Consider the following 17367-nt stretch of genomic DNA (forward strand, 5'->3'; position numbering starts at 1 on the left):
GATGACGGCGCGGCCTATTCAGGGGGTGTCCGATGTGTGACAATCCGCTGCTACCCGACTCCGTCGCCCGCGCGCTGGCCGACTACCGTGCCCTGCGCGACGCCCACGGGCCCTGCTGGGGCGAGCCGCCCCTTTCGTACGTCGACCAGGCGTGGGCCACGGTCTTCCTCGACTCCCGCTACGACTACTGGGGCACGGCCCTGCGTCAGCTGGCCGAGCGCCACCCCGGCGTTCCTCCCGACGAGCTGGAGGACCACATGGAGGAGGTGGACCTGGACCGGCTGGTACGCGACGCCCTCGGCGGCGACGTGCCGGACAACCTGCCCGCGCTGCGCCTCACGCCCGCGGGGGCCACGCTGGAGGCCGGCACGCGGGTGGTGCTGGACGACCGCCCCTTCCACACGGCGTTGTTGCTGGACTCGAGCACGGACGAGCCGGTCGAGGTCGTCGTGGACGGCACGGCGTACGTGCTGCCGCCACGCGGCGCCAAGGTGGTCGAGCTGGACCGCGAGGTCACCGTCGGCGGCCGGCCGGTGGACCTCTCACGGCTGGCCAGGCGGGCCGCCGCGGCCACGATCCTGGTGCGGGCCGGGTTCCCGTGCCGGTGGAGCGTGACGACCGCGAACGGGCAGGGCTGGTACCCCGAGGGCGCGCCGCCCAAGCTGGACGCCCATGGCAGGCCGTTCTTCCACGGCGACGACCTCGTGGTCGCCGTGCCCGCCGAGCCGATCACGGTGACGGTGACCAGGGGCATGGAGTACACCTCCGCCGAGGTGGAGGTGACCCCCGAGGCGGGCAGGCAGACGCCGATCGAGCTGGCGCCCGAGCGCCTGTACGACGCCGCCGCCCGCGGCTGGTACGGCGGCGACCTGCACGTGCACCTCAACTGGATGGGCGAGGAACCCGCCGCGCCCGAGTTGGCCGCGGCCGCGCAGCACGGCGAGGACCTGCACGTGCTCAACCTCGTGGCGGGCAACGTCGCGAGCGAGCGGGTCTACGACGTGGAGGCCCTCGAGCACTGGGTGGGCGAGGACCTGCCCTGGTCGGACGACCGGCACCTGGCCAGGCTCGGCGTGGAGTACCGGAATGACCTGGTCGGGCACGTGAGCGCGTTCGGCCTGCGCGGCCTGCCCAAGCGGTACCACACCGGCTTCCTCGACACGGTGGACTGGCCGCCCAACGCGGCCGCGCTCGAAGAGCTGCGTGCGCTCGGCGCGATCACCGGGTACGGGCATCCGTTCCACACCCCGTTCGACGACGACGACCCGCCCGATGTGGTGCTCTCGCGGGGGCGCAACTGCTCGGCCAGGGAGATCGTCGCCGACGCCGCCCTGGGCCTGATCGACACCTTGGACGTGCTCAACCACTCCTCCATCGCCGCCACCGCCGCCGTCTACCGCCGCCTGATCGGCGCGGGCAACCGGCTCACGGTCACCGCGGGCACCGACGCCGTGCTCTCCTTCTGCCGCCGCGGCACCGCCTCCGGCCCCCCGGGGTGGGAGCGGGTGTACGCGAACGTCGCAGGACCGCTCACCGCGGAGTCCTTCGCCGAGGCGATCCTGCTCGGCCGCACGTTCGCCACCACCGGGCCGTGGCTGGAGATCACCGTGAACGGGCACGGGCCCGGGGACACTCTGGAGCTGGCGCCCGGGCAGCGGGTGGAGATCGCGGTCGCCTCGATCGGGCCGGAGGTCGAGCATCTGGAGATCCACACCGCGGCGGGCATGCTGGCGCAGGGGCGGCCCGGGCATCTGGTCACGTCGATGGAGGTGAGCGAGCCGACGTACGTGGTGGCCGTGGCCTCGGGCGGGCCGCATCCGCGGGCCTTCCATCGGCGCGGCGCGTACGCGCACAGCAGCCCGGTGTACCTGGACGTCGCGGGTGAGCAGGTGGCCAGGGAGGCCGACGTGCGGTGGTGCCTCGCGTGGCTGGACCGGCTGGAGGCCGTGGTCCGCGAGTTCGGCACGTTCGAGACCGACGAGCAGTTGGGGGACCACCTGGAGCTGTATGAGCGGGCGAGGGCCGTCTACCGGGGGCGGCTCGCCTAGCCGGACCGGCCGCCCGTCTGTCCTTCCATGGCCAGGCTCACGCAGCAGCGGTTGTCGCCAGGTTCCAGCCTGGCCTCCACCTTGGGCGGCGCGACGCTCTCCACCAGGCCCGTGATCAGAGCGTGGTTCATGTGGCAGACCAGTTCCCGCTGCGCTTCTGCGAGAGCGTGGAAGGGGCAGTTGGCCATGATGACGCGGGTGCTCTCGCGCCGCGGCTCGTACCCGTGCTCGCTGAGCGCCCCGACCGCGAGATCCAGCGCCGCCTGCGGGGTGGCGGGCCGGCCTTCGGCGGACACCGCCCCTCCGCCGATAGCGGCGCCGTGCTCGGCCGCCACCCGCCGGAGCACTTCCAGGACGGGCGCGCCGGTCCCGGCCGACTCGGCGATCGCGTCGGCCATGAGCCGGCCGGCGAGCAGGTAGTCGCGGCTGGGCAACGAGACGGCGAACTCGCGGGCCGCCCTACGGTACAACTTCGAGCTGCGTCCCGCGCCCGGCCCCGTCCTTCCGGTGAGCCGGGCGTAGACGGCCTCGAGCAGCCCTTCGGACTCGAGCCTGTCGAGATGGAACTTGGCCTTGTGGCGGGCGATCCCGATGGCCTCGGCGGCCTGGTCGCGGCTCACAGGTCCTGGCTGCGCGCACACGAACAGGTACAACTCCTGGCGTACGGGGTCGGCGAGGGTGCCGATGCCCGTGATGTTCTGATCGACTCCGCGCACCGGCCGGCCTTTCTAACGGAGAAAGCCATTGACGTTACATAGGTGACCTTCTAACGTACAAAATAGCATCCGTTAGGAGCCCACCATGAGTACTGATTTATCGACTCGCCTGAAGAATCCCTCTTATCAGGCATTCGCACTGCTGCGCACCGGATTCACGGTCGCGCCGATCCTGTTCGGGCTCGACAAGTTCCCAACATCCTGACCGAGTGGACGGCGTACCTGGCGCCGTGGATCGACAACCTCGTCCCCGGCGACGCCGTGATGGCCATGAGGATCGTCGGTGTGATCGAGATCCTGGCGGGCATGCTGGTCGGGTTCGCGCCGAGGATCGGGGCGTACGTCGTCGCCCTCTGGCTCGCCGGGATCATCGTCAACCTGCTGACGTTCTCCGGGTTCTACGACATCGCGTTGCGCGACTTCGGCCTCATGATCGGGGCACTGGCGCTGGCCAGGCTCGCGCAGGCGCACGCCAGGGACGCAGGCAGCTAGTCCTGGCACGGCCGCGTGGCTCGCACGGGGGGAGCCGTGCTGGGTGCGCCAGGACGGCCCAGGCCAAGCCGCCCGGGCACACTACTTCTCGGCCGCCAATCCGGCCAGCACCCGCTCTAGACCCCAGCGGAACTGGCCGGTCGAGATATACGCCGCGATGGCGTCCGCGGCGGCGTGTGTACGTGGGAAGGCCTCGGGTTCGATGTCGAACGCCACCCGGCGGGCGGCGATCCGTTCGGCCTCCGGCGGGACGGGGCCGGGCCCGCGTACCTCCGCCGCCTCCAGGGCTATCGAGCCTAGGACGTACACCGTCACCGTGTACCCGGCACGCGGGTCGGGCAGCGCGGCCAGCAACGACTCGCCCACCCGTAGCGCGACCGGGCCGCTGAAGGCGGCGCCGAGTATGGACGGGACCGCGGCGGGGTGACGCATCAGCACCTCGCGCAGGTTGACCGCGAAGGCGGCGATGCGCTCGCCCGGCGCGCGGCTCTCATCCTCCAGCAACCCGAGGTCGGCCTCCCGGGCGGATCCTGGCCGCGTTCGCCGCCAATCAGGCGGTGGTGTCCGCCTGGTTCCTGCTGCTGGCGGTGAGCGTGCTGGCGCTCGTGCCCGCGGCGGTCTTACCGGGACGGCTGCTGCCCCCGGGGCCGGCCGCCGCGCTGTCCGTGCCGGTCGGCGTGCTCGCCGGCCTGGTGCAGGCGCTGGGGCTGCTGCGCTGGCCGTACGCGGTGCCGGCGCTGGTTCGCGGCGGCCGGTGTGATCTCGGCCCTGGCCATCGCCGCAGGCGTGCTCACACCGCTCGTCGCCGGGCCGTTCGTTACGAGGTGCCCGAGAGGCGTTCGACGCCGCGGAGCAGGGCCGAGTGGTCGAGCCCGCCGTCGCCGTTGGCGTTCGCCGCCGCCACGAGCTGGGCCACCAGCGCCCCAGGGGCAGCACGACGCCGGCCTCGCGGGCCGCGGACGTCACGATGCCCATGTCCTTGTGGTGCAGGGCGATGCGGAAGCCTGGCTCGAAGGAGTGGTTCAGCATGTTGGCGCGTTTCTGCGCCAGCACGGCGGAGCCGGCCAGGCCGCCGCCGAGCACCTCCAGCGCCGCCTCCAGGTCCACGCCGTACGCCCGCAGGAACACCACGGCCTCGGCCAGCGCCTCGATGTTGGCGGCCACGACGAGCTGGTTGGCCGCCTTGACCGTCTGGCCCGCGCCACTCGGCCCCACGTGGACCACGGTCTTGCCGACCGCGTCGAAGATCGGCGTGGCGGCCTCGAAGGCGTCGCGCGCGCCGCCCACCATGATCGACAGGGCGGCGTTCCGAGCTCCCGCCTCGCCGCCCGAGACCGGCGCGTCCAGGTAGCGCAGGCCGCGGCGGCCCGCCTCCTCGGCCAGTTCGCGGGTGACGTCGGGCCGGATCGAGGAGAAGTCGATGATCAACGTGCCGGGGGCGGCGTGCGCGAACACACCGTCGTCACCGGTCAGCACGTCCCGCACGTCCGGGGAGTCGGGGAGCATGAGGGCGACGGCCTCGGCACCGGTCACGGCGTCCGCGATCGAGGCGGCCGCCCGGCCCCCGGCCTCGGCCAGCGCCTTGGCCTTCGCCGGCGAGCGGTTGTAGCCGGCCACGCTGTGCCCGGCTCTGACCAGGTGCACGGCCATGGGGCTGCCCATGATGCCGAGGCCGATGAAGGCGATGCTGCTCACGTTCGTCCTCCCGCGCGTTGGATAGGGCTCACGTTCATCCTCCCGCGCGTTGCTCGTGTGATAGCCAGCCGAAGGCCCCGGGGCCTTCGGAGCGATATTCAAGCCCGACGTACCCGTCATATCCGGCGGCGTGCAGCTGGTCGATCCACGCGCGGATCGGCAGCGTACCCGTCCCGGGCGCGCCCCTGCCCGGGGCGTCGGCGATCTGCACATGAGCGACGCGCCCAGCGTGCCGCTCGATGGCAGCAGGCACATCATCGCCATTGACCGCCAGGTGGTAGAGATCGGCGAGCAACCTCACGTCAGGCAGGTCACCGAGCCGATCGAGCACATCGACGACGTCCGCGGCGGTCCGCAGCGGGTAGTGCGGTGCCCCGCTGACCGGCTCCAGCAGCACCGTCCCGTCGACACCACGCGCACAGGCCGCCAGCATCTCCAGAGCCAGCTCGTCCTGCTCCTTCGCCGCGACGCCGGGGACACGGTTCCCGTACAGGGCGTTGAACGCCCGGCACCCCAGCCGCTCCCCGATGGCGGCCACCACAGGGATGTTGTCCAGCAGCTCACCCGAGCGCCCAGGCCACGACACCAGGCCCCGGTCACCGCCCGGCATGTCACCCGCGAAGAAGTTGAGCCCGGTCAGCCGAACCCCGGCCCCCTCAACAGCATCCACGAACGCGTCCACGTCCCGGTCGCCGGGCACCGCGACCGTCCACGGCCACCAGAACTCCACCGCCCGAAACCCGTCGGCCGCCGCCGCGGCCGGGCGCTCGAGCAGGGGCAGGTCCGTGTAGAGGATCGAGCAGTTGACGGTCCACCTGGTCACGTGCACAGACCAGCACCTTAGCGAGGCCGGCGCGACACGCCCTCAGGGGAAGGGGCTTCGTGAAGCGCGGCCGGGACTATGATGTTGGAAATTGAAGTGGCTCCGGTGTGCGGTTGCTGCTGGGCAAAGCGATGCGGAGGTGCGCGCATGCTGGTGTCGCGGTGGGCCCAGGAGACGTTCGGGCAGCGTGCGCCGGTGATCAGACAGGGGATCGCCGAGGCGCTGTCGGTCGCGCTGGACAATGCCCGCGACGCGCAGACGGCGGCGCAGACCGATCACACGCATCCGTTCGGGTTCACGCTCATGTCCCGCAAGTTCGAGGCGCTGGCCGAGGCGTTCGAGGACATGGGGGACGTGCGGATCGTCAAGCCCGCAGGGTCGGCGCACGAGCTGGTGGTGCTGGACGGCAAGCTGCTGTTCCCATTCCGCTACGCCAAGGACCGCTCGGTGAGCGTGATGAGCGCGCGCATCGGGGAGGGCCGGCCGTCGGCCCTGGTGCAGGCGCTGTTCAACCGGTTCGGGCCGGAGCCGATGATGCGGCAGCTCGCGCTGGCCGACGTGGCGCCGCACGCGGTGCCGGTGGCCGAGGCGCTCGGCGATCTGCCCAAGGACACCAGCCTGGTCCTGATCGCGTACGCCTGCAACGCGCATGCCGGGCTGCTGGACGCCTGGTGGGGCGAGGCGGAGCTGCTGGACCGCACCGGGAGCCTGCGCTGGCATCACTGTGAGGAGATCCCGCTGGCCATGGACGCCGAGGCCGCGCAGACGTCGTTGCCTGGGGTCGCCTTCGATCAGGGCGTCGTGCCGACGCCGGCGCTCAACCCCCGGGTGCCGCGCGCGTTCAGGGCAGAAGCCGCGAGCGGTGAGTAGTCTCCGACCCGGCGCGCCGACCCCGCAGGCCGTCGCCGACGCGTTCGACGCCACCCGCCTCACCCAGGCCCGCCACCTGGCCGCCCTGACCAAGAAGGAGGTCGCCGAGCACCTCGGCGTCTCTCCCGCCGCCGTCGGCCAGTACGAGGCAGGCGTCACTCGGCCGCGCCCCGACCTGATTCCGCTGCTGGCCGAGGCGCTCGGGGTTCCTATGGCGTTCTTCCTGCCCGGGCGCCCGCACGGCAAGCTCGACGGCTCCATGGCGCATTTCCGCAGCCTGCGCTCCACCCGTGCCTACCAGCGGGCCAAGGCCGTCGCGTTCGTCGAGCAGGTGTGGGAGCTGACCTACGCCCTGGAGAAGCGCATCCAGCTGCCTGCCGTGGACCTGCCCGGGTTCGCGGGCGGCGAGATGCACTCGGCGCTGCCCCGCGACCCGGCCGGCGCCGCCCGGGCGCTGCGCGCCCACTGGGGGCTGGGCGCCGGCCCGATCAGCCACCTCGTACGCCGCATGGAAGCGCACGGCATCGTCGTCGCCTTCCCCCGGCACGACCCCGACGCGGTCACCGTCGACGCCTTCTCCACCTCCAGCCTGCCCAGGCCGATCGTCGTGCTGACCCCCAACAGGTTCGACGACATCTACCGCCACCGCTTCACCGCCGCGCACGAGCTGGGCCACCTCGTCCTGCACGGCGACACCGCCGCCGGGGACACCCACCAGGAGCGCGAGGCCGACGCGTTCGCCGCCGAGTTCCTGACGCCGCGCGAGAGCATCCTGCCCCAGTTGCCGCTCCGCGCCGACCTGCGCAAGCTCGCCGAATTGCGGCGGACGTGGGGCGTGTCGGTCGATTCGCTGCTCTACCGGTGCCGCGAGACGGGGCTGATCTCCGACTCCGCCGCGAGCCGCGCCTACCAGCGCCTGGCCGCGCTGCGCGACCAGCCGGGCTTCACCAACGAGCCCGTCTCCGGCTACCCGGGCGAGCAGCCCGTCCTGCTGGCCCACGCCTTCGACCTGGCCACCCGGGAGGCCGGCCTGACCGCCGCCACCCTGGCCCGGGAGCTGGCCTGGCCCATCTCCCGCGTACGCGAGCTCATCGGCCTGCCCGACCAACGCCCGTCGCTGAGGCTCGTCCTGTAAGGGGCGCGAAGAAGAAAGCCGGGTTCGGGCAATCAGTCCCGATGACCTCTCCAGAAAGGCACCCGGTGCATGCCCGTGACCTATGTCCCTCCGGTACGCATGCTTGAGGGGACGACAGACGCCTCGATCATCGAGAGGGCCCGCCACGAGCCCGAGTGGTTCTCGGTGATCTTCGACCGGTACTTCACCGCGATCCACCGGTACGCGGCCGCCCGGTTAGGGCCCGGCACCGCGGACGACGTCGCGTCCGAGACCTTCCTCGCCGCGTTCGACCAGCGGAGCCGCTATGACCTGACCTGTCCGAGCGCACGGGCCTGGCTCTACGGGATCGCCACCAACCTGATCGGCCGCCATCACCGCGCCGAGGTCCGGCTCTATCGTGCCCTCGCCCGGGCCGCGTCCCGCGACGACGTCGAGAACCACGCCGACCGGGTGGCGGACCGGGTGAGCGCAGAACAACTGAACCCGGCGCTGGCCAAGGGCCTGGCCGCGCTGTCCGCCGGCGACCGCGACGCGCTCTTGCTCGTCGCCTGCGCCGAGCTCAGCTACGCGGAGGTGGCTCGCGCCCTGGAAGTCCCGATCGGCACCGTCGGCTCCCGCGTCAACCGGGCCAGACGCCGGCTCCGCACCACACTTGGCTTCCCCGCACTGGAGGTAGACGACCATGGATGAGCTGCGGCTACTGAAGGATCGCCATGACGCGCTGCCCGGCCCGGACGAGAGCACCGTCGCCGAGTCGCGTTCCCGCCTGCTCGCCCACATGCACCGCGCCCCGGCCCGCCGTCTCGGCATGAGGTGGGCGCTCGGGCTGGCGGGTGCGGCCGCCGTCACGCTGGCCGCGGCGATCGTGATCGTTCCTGGAGGCGGAGAGGGTTCCGAGAGCCCTCAGGCCCGTCCGTCCAGCTCCCACCCGTCGAGCACTCCGCTCCGGCTGCGCAAGGTCGCCGGCGCCGACGACCTGGCGGGCAACGCGGCCGCACTGGCCGCCGCCAACCCGGACCCCGTCCCCGAGCCCGATCAGTGGGCTTACATCAAAACCGAGGAGTCCGGGGAGAAGGGGACGCGTGTCCACGAGATGTGGCGCCGGGCGGACGAGAAGCAGTTCGCCCACATGGAGGACGGGAAGCTGGAGGTGTTCGACGGCTCCGAGTTCGAGGTGACCTACCCATATCTGCTCTCGCTGCCGACCGAGCCCGCCGCCCTGCTGGCCCGCGTCTACGAGGAGATCGACGCCGAGCACGCCAAGCGGCAGGCGGACCGGGGAAGGACCCGGGCCACGGTGCCGCCGCTGACCGCCGAGCAGCGGCACACGTACGCGTTCCAGCACATCGTGCAGGGCATGCGGGACGCCGTGCTGCCCCGCACGCTCCGCGCGGCCATGTACGGCGCCCTGGCCGGCATACCGGGCGTCCGCTACGAGGCACGGGCCACGGACCTCGCCAAGCGGCCGGGGGTGACCCTCTACCGGATCCATGAGGGATACCTGCGGGACGAGATCTTCATCGACCCGAAGACGTACGAGTACCTGGGGTACCGGTCGGTCGTGGTGCGGGACAAAAAGGACGCACGTACGTATTTCTCCGTGACGAAGGGCCAGATCCTGGGCTGGGGCAGCATGCTCGCGGGCGGCGTCGTCGACCGGCCGGGCGAGCGGCCCTGACATCGGCCCGGCCTGCCAGAGTGTTAAGGGCTGAAAAATACCTTCGCAAAGATCTCGTCAGCGAAGGAAAATGTTGAGACGCTGAACTCCACCACAGCGCCCCCAGCCCTGAGGAGTGGTTCATGCGCAGATTACTGGCGATCGCCGTGGTCGCCATCCTGCCCTTAACGAACGCCACCGCCGCCCGCGCCCAGGAGCCCGCCGACCGGCAGCAGGCCTTCGCCGCGGCCGCCGAGGAGTTCCAGGTGCCGGAGAGCGTGCTGCTCGGCGTCTCCTACCTGGAGTCCCGGTGGGACGCCCACACCGGCCAGCCCTCCAGCGACGCCGGGTTCGGCCCCATGCATCTGACCGACGCGGCCGCGTACACCGGGTCCAACCATCACCACGAGGGTGAGGAGGACGCCCGCGGCGACGAGAGCCGGCCGCTGCCCGCACCCGAAGAGCAGCCTGAGCCAACCGAGATCCCCGCCTCCCTGCGCACCATGGAGCGGGCGGCGGAGCTGACGGGCGAGAGCCACGAGCGGCTGCGTACGGACGACGGCGCCAACATCCGGGGCGGCGCGGCACTGCTGGCCGACTACCAGAAGGCGCTCGGCGCACCGCTGAGCGACCACCCGGGCGAATGGTACGGCGCCGTGGCCAAGTATTCGGGCGCCGAGGAGGCCGGCGCCGCCAAGTTCTTCGCCGACGAGGTCTTCAACACGATCAAGGAAGGCGCCGAGCGGACCACCCACGATGGGGAGCGGGTCCGGCTGCCGGCCGTGCCCGACCTCGTGAAGATCGAGAGGTGGCTGGAGAAGCTCGGCCTGCGCCCGACGCGTCCCGACGGCGTCGAGTGCCCCGCCTCGGTCTCCTGCGAGTGGATTCCCTCGGCTTACCAGCAGTTGCCCAACGGCAATTACGGGCACTACGACCTGGCGAACCGGCCGTTCAGCCAGAAGATCGACTACATCATCATTCACGACATGGAGGGATATTTCCTACCCTCCATCCGCCTCAACCAGGACCCGAACTACCGCGCGAGCTGGCAGTACTCCATCCGCTCCACCGACGGCCACATCGCCCAGCACATCAAGTCCAAAGACGTCGCCTGGCAGGCCGGCAACTGGTACATCAACGCCAAGTCCATCGGCATCGAGCACGAGGGATTCCTGGCCGAGGGCAGCACCTGGTACACCGAGGCGATGTACCGCTCCTCGGCCCGCCTGGTCCGCTACCTGGCGCTCAGGCACGGCGTGCCGCTGGACCGCGCCCACATCCTGGGCCACGACAACGTGCCGGGCACCTTGCCGACGACGGTCAGGCAGATGCACGAGGACCCGGGGCCGTTCTGGGACTGGGCGCACTACTTCCAGCTGATGGGGGCGCCGCTGCACCAATTCGGCGGGCCGCAGGCCGGATCCATCATGATCAAGCCGGACTTCGCCACGAACAAGCCGTACTTCTACGGCTGCGACCGCAAGAACCCGTCAGCGGCCTGCCCGCCGCTCCCCGCGAGCACGGTCTGGCTCCGCACCGAACCGCGCGCCGACGCGCCGCTGGTCAAGGACATCGGCAAGCACCCCACGGGTGAGTCGCTCTACAGCGTCTACGACCACAGCGCCCGCGCCACCACCGGCCAGCGCTTCGCCGTGGCCGATCGTCAGGGCGACTGGACGGCGATCTGGTATCTCGGCCAGAAGGCGTGGTTCCACAACCCGGCCGACGCGCCGACCGCTGTCCCGTCCATGGGCCTGGTCGTGACCCCGAAGCCGGGCAAGGCGGCCGTGCCGGTGTACGGCCGGGCATACCCGGAGCAGGAGGCGTACCCGGCGGGCATTCCCTACCAGGCCGTGACCCCACTGCAGTACACGTTCTCGGCAGGCGAGAAGTACACCCTCGCCGGGCCGGCGGCCACGGAGTACTACCGCGCGGTCACGTTCAACCTGGAGGACCACAAGGTGGTCCGGGGCAAGACCAAGTACTTGGAGATCCAGTTCGGCCACCGCGTGATGTTCGTCAAAGCTGACGACGTGCAGGTGAGCTTCTCCGGGTGAACTCCTTGACGGCGCGCCTAGTGCTCGCGAGCGCCTCCTGAGAGGAGTCGTAGGTGCGCTGGGCGACGCCGACGAACAAGCAGTCGACGACGAGGAGCTGGCTGATCCTGCTGGCCAGGGCGCCGGGCCGGAACTCCGTCTCCCGCCCGGCGGAGATCAGCACGTGTTCGGCCAGCTCCGCGATGGACGAGCGCGGGTTGTTGGTGATCGCGACCGTGGTCGCGCCCGCCTCCTTCGCCCGCGACAGCGGCTCGATCACGTCGGGGGTCTCCCCCGACGTGCTGATCCCGATCGCCACGTCTCCTTCCCTGAGCAGGACCGCGCTGGTCAGCGCCAGGTGCGCGTCCTGGAAGGCGTGGCTGGACAGGCCGATGCGCAGCAGCTTCTGCGCGACGTCCTCGGCCACGAGCCCGGACGCGCCGACCCCGTAGGCGTCGATCCGCCGGGCCGCGACGATCGCGTCGACGACCAGGCCCAGCCGCTCCGAGGTCAGCTGGGCCACCGTGTCGTTGATCGCCTCGGACTCGGCCCGCGCGACCTTCTGGATCACCTCCGACAGCGGGTCGTCGGGCGCCAGGTCGCCGGGCACGAGCCGGTCCGGCTGCGCGGCGGCGGCCGCCAGAGCCAGGCGCAGCTGCGGGTAGCCGGCGAACCCGAGCAGCCGGGACGTCCGCACGATCGTGGCCTCGCTGGTGCCCGAGGCGGCGGAGAGCTCCGTGATGGTGCTCCTGGCCACCGTGGCGGGGTCTTCCAGAATGAGCCGGGCAACGGTTTGGGCGGCCGGCGTCAGGGACGGCAGCACACCGCGAACCGTGGCCACCAGAGTGTCGGCCCGCAGGCCATTGCCGCTGTCGTCCACGGTCCCGATTATGCCCCCTGCGGCTAATGGCCGAGCAGGGCGTGATGTGCTGCGGTTGACGGCCTCTTGTCCGCCGTTATCGCAACGTGCCGTTCGTCATGCCCGCGGGTTCCTCGGGCACGGTGATCAGGCCCAGCTCCGCGGGAGTCGCGAGCAGCGGGTGGTACGGGACGACCCGGACGGTGTACCCGAAAGCACCCGTGCGGTCGAGCGGCACCGTGCCCGTGTAGTGCGCCCTCCCGTCGTCGTCCACCGACGCCACGGCCAGCTTCGCGTACGAGGGATGCGTCAGCTCGTCGTGCGGCCCGACCTTACCGTAGGCCGCCTCGACCAGCACGTCATCGGGCTCCAGGTCGCCGAGCGCGATGGTGGCGTGCAGCTCCACGGTGGCGCCGACCTCAGGCGTGTCCCCCACGCCCGACGCCTCGACGTGCTCCACCCGGACGCCGGGCCAGGCTCGGGTGACCCGGACCCGCCAGGCGGCGAACGCCTTCGCCGGCGCGTACGAGTCCACCGACAGTGCCCTGGCGGCCTTCGCGGCCGGGGTGTAGAGGTCCACGACGTAGTCCCTCAGCATGCGCCCGGCGAGCACCTTGGGCCCGAGCGAGGCCAGCGTGTGCTTGACCATCTCCATCCAGCGCCGCGGCAGCCCGTCGAGCGGACGGTCGTAGAACCGGTCGGACACCTCGTGCTCGATCAGGTCGTACAGGGCGGCGGACTCCAGCTCGTCCCGCCGCTCCGGGTCGCTCACGCCGTCGGCGGTGGGGATGGACCAGCCGTTGGTGCCGTCGTACCACTCGTCCCACCAGCCGTCACGGATGGACAGGTTGAGCCCGCCGTTCAGCGCGGACTTCATGCCGGAGGTGCCGGACGCCTCCAGGGGCCGCAGCGGGTTGTTCAGCCACACGTCGCAGCCCTGGACCATGAGCTGGCCCAGCGTCATGTCGTAGTCGGGCAGGAACACGATCCGGTGCCTGACGTGTGCCTGGTCAGCGAATTTGACGATCTGCTGGATCAGCTTCTTGCCGCCTTCGTCGGCGGGATGGGCCTTGCCGGCGATCACGATCTGGACCGGCTTCTCCGGGTCGAGCAGGAGCTCGGCCAGCCGTTGGGGGTCGCGCAGCATGAGCGTGAGCCGCTTGTACGACGGTACGCGCCGGGCGAAGCCGATCGTCAGCACGTCGGGGTCGAGCGCGTCGTCGATCCACCCCAGCTCGGCGTCGGAGGCGCCGCGCTCGCGCCAGGACCTGCGCAGGCGTACCCGGGCGCCCTCGACCAGGCGGCGCCGCAGCGTCCCCCTGATCTTCCAGATGTCACTGTCGGGGATCTTCTGGATGCCCTCCCAGCCGCGGGCGCGCTCCAGCAGCGAGGGCAGCTCGCGGCCGGCCAGCTCCATGAGCTCGCGGCCGACCCAGGTCGGGGCGTGCACGCCGTTGGTGATCGACCCGATCGGGACCTCGTCCAGGTCGAATCCCGGCCAGAGGTCCTTGAACATGTCCCTGCTGACGTTGCCGTGCAGCCGGGAGACGCCGTTGACCCGCTGGGCCAGCCGCATGCCCATGACGGCCATGTTGAACCGGCCGGGGTCGGACTCGGCGCCGAGTTGAAGGATCCGCTCGACGGGCACGGTCGGCCAGGCGGACGAGCCGCCGAAGTGGCGCTCGATCATGTCAACGGGGAACCGGTCGATGCCCGCGGGCACGGGCGTGTGCGTGGTGAACACCGTGCCGGCCCGCACGGCCTCCAGCGCCTCGTCGAAGGAGAGGCGGGCCTCGGTCAGCTCGCGGATGCGCTCCAGGCCGAGGAAGCCGGCGTGGCCCTCGTTGGTGTGAAAGACCTCGGGATCGGCGTGCCCGGTGATGCGGCAGTACGCCCTGATGGCGCGCACGCCGCCGACGCCCAGCAGCAGCTCCTGCATGAGCCGGTGGTCGGTGCCGCCGCCGTAGAGGCGGTCGGTGATGTCCCTGGCGGCGTTGTCGTTGTCGGCCACGTCGGAGTCGAGCAGCAGCAGCGGCACCCGGCCTACCTGCGCCACCCACACCTGGGCGTGCAGCATGCGCTCGTCCGGCAGGGACAGGCGGATCTTGACCGCGGTGCCGTCGTCCTCCTTGAGCAGGGACAGCGGCAGGCCGCCCGCGTCGAGCGACGGGTAGTGCTCCAGCTGCCAGCCCTCGGGCGAGAGCGACTGCGTGAAGTAGCCGTGCCGGTAGAGCAGGCCGACCGCGAGGATCGGCACGCCCAGGTCACTGGCCGCTTTGAGGTGATCGCCGGCCAGGATGCCGAGACCGCCGGAATACTGCGGCAGGGCGGCCGCGATGCCGTATTCCGGTGAGAAGTACGCGATGGCCCGCGCGCCGTCCGGCAGCGTCTGGTACCAGCGCGGCGAGGTCATGTATTCGCGCAGGTCATCGGCGGCGTCGGCGAGACGGCGCAGGAAGCGGCGGTCGGCGGCCAGCTCGGTCAGCCGGGCCGGCGTGACGGCGCCGAGCAGGGCCACGGGATCGTGCCCGACCTGCTCCCAGAGCTCCGCGTCGACCTCGGCGAAGAGATCCATCGTCTCCGGGTGCCACGACCAGCGGAGATTGTGCACGAGCTCGCCGAGGGCGGCCAGCTCCGCGGGCAGAACGGTGCGGACGGTGAACCGGCGGATTGCTCTCACGATGTGCACCCTACGGGCTAGGAGGGACCAGTCAGTCCTTCACCCCCAGGAACGCCCTTCAAACCCCTTCCGGGAACAAGCATGAAGAGGGAGCATTGGGGCAACTTTCCATGTTGTTGGGCTCTCCCGCACCACACTCGGGAGGTCTATCCGCTGCTGTCCACAATTTACGTGCAAGGATCGTTCCTGCCGAGGAAAGCCTCCGGCGGCACCGGGTGCGCCGCCGCAAACCCTTGAAATGCGATGATCGGACGAATTCCCATCTCGGACATCTCCCCCGTCGTCGACTGCGGGCAATGGCCCGCCAAAGCGGTCGCCGGCGAGACCTTCCAGGTCTCGGCGACCGTGTTCAGAGAAGGCCACGACGCCGTGGCCGCGGGCGTGGTGCTCACCTCGCCCGACGGGCAGCGTGGTCGCCTGAGACCGATGCGCGAGCTCGCGCCCGGCACCGATCGCTGGGGCGTGGATGTGTCCCTGCCCGCGGAAGGCGACTGGCTGTTCCGCGTGGAGGCGTGGAGCGACCCGATCCACACGTGGCTGCACGACGCGGGGATCAAGATCCCGCGCGGCATGGACGTCGATCTCATGTGCGAGGAAGGCGCCCGGCTCTTCGAGCGGGCCGCCAAGGCCGTACGCACGCCGGACTGCTCCAATGGCGCACCCAAGACCGGCAATAGCGGCACAAACGGGCAAAAGAAGGGGAACGGCAACGGCGAGAGCACCTGTGGGCACCGGGCGGCGCTGCTGTCGATCTCCGCCACACTGCGTGACGAGAACCTGGACCCCCGAGCCCGGTTGTCGATCGCGCAGTTGCCCGAGACCGCCGCGTTGCTGGAGGCGCACCCCTACCGCGAGATGGTGACCCGGTCCAAGTCCCACAAGATCCGAGTGGACCGGCGCCGGGCGCTCTACGGCTCGTGGTACGAGTTCTTTCCCCGGTCGGAGGGGGCGATCGTCAACGACAACGGCATCTCCAAGTCCGGAAATTTCCAGACAGCCGCAAAGAGACTCCCCGCGGTCGCCAAGATGGGGTTCGACGTCGTCTACCTGCCGCCCGTCCACCCCATCGGCAGCACGTTCCGGAAGGGGCGCAACAACACGCTGAGCCCGGAACCCGATGACCCCGGTTCGCCCTGGGCGATCGGGTCGGAGGACGGCGGCCACGACGCGGTGCATCCGGACCTGGGCACGATCGAGGACTTCGACGAGTTCGTGGCGCACACACGCGAGCTCGGTATGGAGGTCGCGCTGGATCTCGCGCTGCAGTGCTCGCCCGACCACCCGTGGGTCAAGGAGCACCCCGAGTGGTTCACGATCAGGGCCGACGGCTCGATCGCGTACGCCGAGAACCCGCCGAAGAAGTACCAGGACATCTATCCGGTCAACTTCGACAAGGATCCCGAGGCCATCTACGCCGAGGTCAGGCGCGTGGTGCGGCACTGGATGGACCACGGGGTGCGGATCTTCCGGGTGGACAATCCGCACACCAAGCCGGTGGGGTTCTGGGAGCGGCTGCTGGCCGACATCCACACGAGCGACCCGGATGTGATCTTCCTGTCGGAGGCGTTCACCCGGCCGCCCATGTTGCGCACGCTGGCCAAGATCGGCTTTCACCAGTCGTACACGTACTACACGTGGAAGAACTCCAAGTACGACGTGGAGACGTACCTCTCGGAGCTCTCCCACGAGACCTCCGCCTACCTGCGGCCGAACCTGTTCGTGAACACGCCGGACATCCTGCACGAGTACCTGCAGCACGGCGGGATCCCGGCGTTCAAGATCAGGGCGGTGCTGGCCGCGCTCACGTCGCCGACGTGGGGCGTCTATTCCGGGTACGAACTCGGCGAAAGTATCCCGGTTCGCCCAGGAAGCGAGGAATACCTAGATAGTGAGAAATATCAGTACAGGCCCCGCGATTGGATTACGGCCGAACGCGAAGGACGGAGCCTGGCCCCCTTCATTACCCACCTGAATTTGTTCCGAAGAGCGCATCCGGCTCTGCAGGAATTGCGTAATCTACGGTTCCACAGGGTCGACCAACCGGACATCGTCTGCTTCTCGAAGCGGCTCCCGGGCGCCTATGACACGGCCACACGAAGGCACGGGATGGGCGACGTCGTTCTGGCGGTCGTCAACCTGGATCCGCACCACACCCATGAGGCAACTGTTGATCTTGACCTGCCCGCGCTCGGCCTCGACTGGGGCACCGAGTTCGTCGTCGACGACGAGCTCTCCGGCGAGTCGTTCCGCTGGAGGCAGAGCAACTATGTACGCCTCGACCCCCATATCCAGCCTGCCCACATTCTCACCGTCCGAGCCGCGCCACGGTAGAACAGATTCAGCGGGGAGTCTTCAACGTGTGTGAAAGCGCCTC

At 70.4% G+C, this 17367-nt stretch carries 14 protein-coding genes and 1 pseudogene; 8 read left to right on the forward strand and 7 right to left on the reverse strand.

The genetic code is table 11. The features are described 5' to 3' along the window. The first annotated feature begins 32 nt into the window (after positions 1–32). Positions 33–2048 carry a CehA/McbA family metallohydrolase gene (locus tag ACTWPT_RS09180; protein ID WP_443176836.1) on the forward strand — a complete coding sequence of 672 codons (2016 nt, stop codon included), beginning with the start codon at positions 33–35 and terminating at the stop codon, positions 2046–2048. Here the strand turns inward: ACTWPT_RS09180 and ACTWPT_RS09185 are convergent. Further along, positions 2045–2764 carry a helix-turn-helix transcriptional regulator gene (locus tag ACTWPT_RS09185; protein ID WP_443176837.1) on the reverse strand — a complete coding sequence of 240 codons (720 nt, stop codon included), beginning with the start codon at positions 2762–2764 and terminating at the stop codon, positions 2045–2047. The two genes, ACTWPT_RS09180 and ACTWPT_RS09185, sit on opposite strands and share 4 nt — an antisense overlap. Before the next feature lie 270 nt (positions 2765–3034). Between ACTWPT_RS09185 and ACTWPT_RS09190 the strand changes: the two genes are divergently transcribed. Next, on the forward strand, positions 3035–3256 hold the full coding sequence (locus ACTWPT_RS09190) for a hypothetical protein (protein WP_443176838.1): 222 nt from the start codon (positions 3035–3037) through the stop codon (positions 3254–3256). 81 nt (positions 3257–3337) lie between these two features. Here the strand turns inward: ACTWPT_RS09190 and ACTWPT_RS09195 are convergent, their stop codons facing one another. From ACTWPT_RS09195 to ACTWPT_RS09210, 4 genes and pseudogenes are all read right to left on the reverse strand, one after another. Further along, complete coding sequence (locus ACTWPT_RS09195) at positions 3338–3760, reverse strand: TetR/AcrR family transcriptional regulator C-terminal domain-containing protein (RefSeq protein ID WP_443176839.1); 423 nt, start codon at positions 3758–3760, stop codon at positions 3338–3340. Between the two features lie 116 nt (positions 3761–3876). Further along, positions 3877–4050: a hypothetical protein gene (locus ACTWPT_RS09200; protein WP_443176840.1), complete on the reverse strand. Its 174-nt coding sequence runs from the start codon at positions 4048–4050 to the stop codon at positions 3877–3879. Between the two features lie 23 nt (positions 4051–4073). Next, positions 4074–4918 (reverse strand): annotated as a pseudogene (locus ACTWPT_RS09205) (2-hydroxy-3-oxopropionate reductase). Between the two features lie 67 nt (positions 4919–4985). Continuing rightward, positions 4986–5780, reverse strand: a complete 795-nt coding sequence (locus ACTWPT_RS09210) for a hydroxypyruvate isomerase family protein (protein WP_443176841.1) — start codon at positions 5778–5780, stop codon at positions 4986–4988. A gap of 141 nt (positions 5781–5921) precedes the next feature. On the opposite strand from ACTWPT_RS09210, the gene ACTWPT_RS09215 reads away from it, so the two are divergent. From ACTWPT_RS09215 to ACTWPT_RS09235, 5 genes are all read left to right on the forward strand, one after another. Beyond that, positions 5922–6644, forward strand: a complete 723-nt coding sequence (locus tag ACTWPT_RS09215; RefSeq protein ID WP_443176842.1) for a hypothetical protein — start codon at positions 5922–5924, stop codon at positions 6642–6644. Further along, positions 6637–7779: a helix-turn-helix domain-containing protein gene (locus tag ACTWPT_RS09220; RefSeq protein ID WP_443176843.1), complete on the forward strand. Its 1143-nt coding sequence runs from the start codon at positions 6637–6639 to the stop codon at positions 7777–7779. The genes ACTWPT_RS09215 and ACTWPT_RS09220 overlap by 8 nt, the downstream gene beginning before the upstream one ends. A gap of 75 nt (positions 7780–7854) precedes the next feature. Further along, positions 7855–8451 (forward strand): RNA polymerase sigma factor, encoded by a 597-nt coding sequence (locus ACTWPT_RS09225; protein ID WP_443176844.1) that lies wholly within the window; start codon positions 7855–7857, stop codon positions 8449–8451. Next, positions 8444–9439, forward strand: coding sequence for a CU044_5270 family protein (locus ACTWPT_RS09230; RefSeq protein ID WP_443176845.1), 996 nt, complete (start codon positions 8444–8446; stop codon positions 9437–9439). Before ACTWPT_RS09225 ends, ACTWPT_RS09230 begins: the two co-directional genes overlap by 8 nt. Positions 9440–9561: 122 nt before the next feature. Next, positions 9562–11475 (forward strand): N-acetylmuramoyl-L-alanine amidase, encoded by a 1914-nt coding sequence (locus tag ACTWPT_RS09235; RefSeq protein WP_443176846.1) that lies wholly within the window; start codon positions 9562–9564, stop codon positions 11473–11475. Here the strand turns inward: ACTWPT_RS09235 and ACTWPT_RS09240 are convergent. Both ACTWPT_RS09240 and glgP read right to left on the reverse strand, forming a co-directional pair. After that, positions 11438–12334: a MurR/RpiR family transcriptional regulator gene (locus tag ACTWPT_RS09240; protein ID WP_443176847.1), complete on the reverse strand. Its 897-nt coding sequence runs from the start codon at positions 12332–12334 to the stop codon at positions 11438–11440. The genes ACTWPT_RS09235 and ACTWPT_RS09240 overlap by 38 nt on opposite strands. Positions 12335–12410: 76 nt before the next feature. Continuing rightward, positions 12411–14993, reverse strand: a complete 2583-nt coding sequence (gene glgP / locus ACTWPT_RS09245) for an alpha-glucan family phosphorylase (protein ID WP_443176848.1) — start codon at positions 14991–14993, stop codon at positions 12411–12413. Positions 14994–15236: 243 nt separating this feature from the next. On the opposite strand from glgP, the gene ACTWPT_RS09250 reads away from it, so the two are divergent. Further along, a complete protein-coding gene (locus ACTWPT_RS09250) occupies positions 15237–17324 on the forward strand; it encodes an alpha-1,4-glucan--maltose-1-phosphate maltosyltransferase (RefSeq protein WP_443176849.1) in 2088 nt (695 codons plus the stop codon). The last annotated feature ends 43 nt before the right edge of the window (positions 17325–17367 follow it).

Origin of the sequence: Nonomuraea sp. 3N208 (assembly GCF_052245935.1) — a bacterium.
In the GTDB taxonomy this organism is placed as follows: Bacteria; Actinomycetota; Actinomycetes; order Streptosporangiales; family Streptosporangiaceae; genus Nonomuraea.

Coding starts and splice junctions, on each gene's coding strand:
- ACTWPT_RS09180 (WP_443176836.1), top strand. CDS start 33: ATGTGTGACAATCCGCTGCTACCCGACTCCGTCGCCCGCGCGCTGGCC.
- ACTWPT_RS09190 (WP_443176838.1), top strand. CDS start 3,035: ATGAGGATCGTCGGTGTGATCGAGATCCTGGCGGGCATGCTGGTCGGG.
- ACTWPT_RS09215 (WP_443176842.1), top strand. CDS start 5,922: ATGCTGGTGTCGCGGTGGGCCCAGGAGACGTTCGGGCAGCGTGCGCCG.
- ACTWPT_RS09230 (WP_443176845.1), top strand. CDS start 8,444: ATGGATGAGCTGCGGCTACTGAAGGATCGCCATGACGCGCTGCCCGGC.
- ACTWPT_RS09235 (WP_443176846.1), top strand. CDS start 9,562: ATGCGCAGATTACTGGCGATCGCCGTGGTCGCCATCCTGCCCTTAACG.
- ACTWPT_RS09250 (WP_443176849.1), top strand. CDS start 15,237: ATGATCGGACGAATTCCCATCTCGGACATCTCCCCCGTCGTCGACTGC.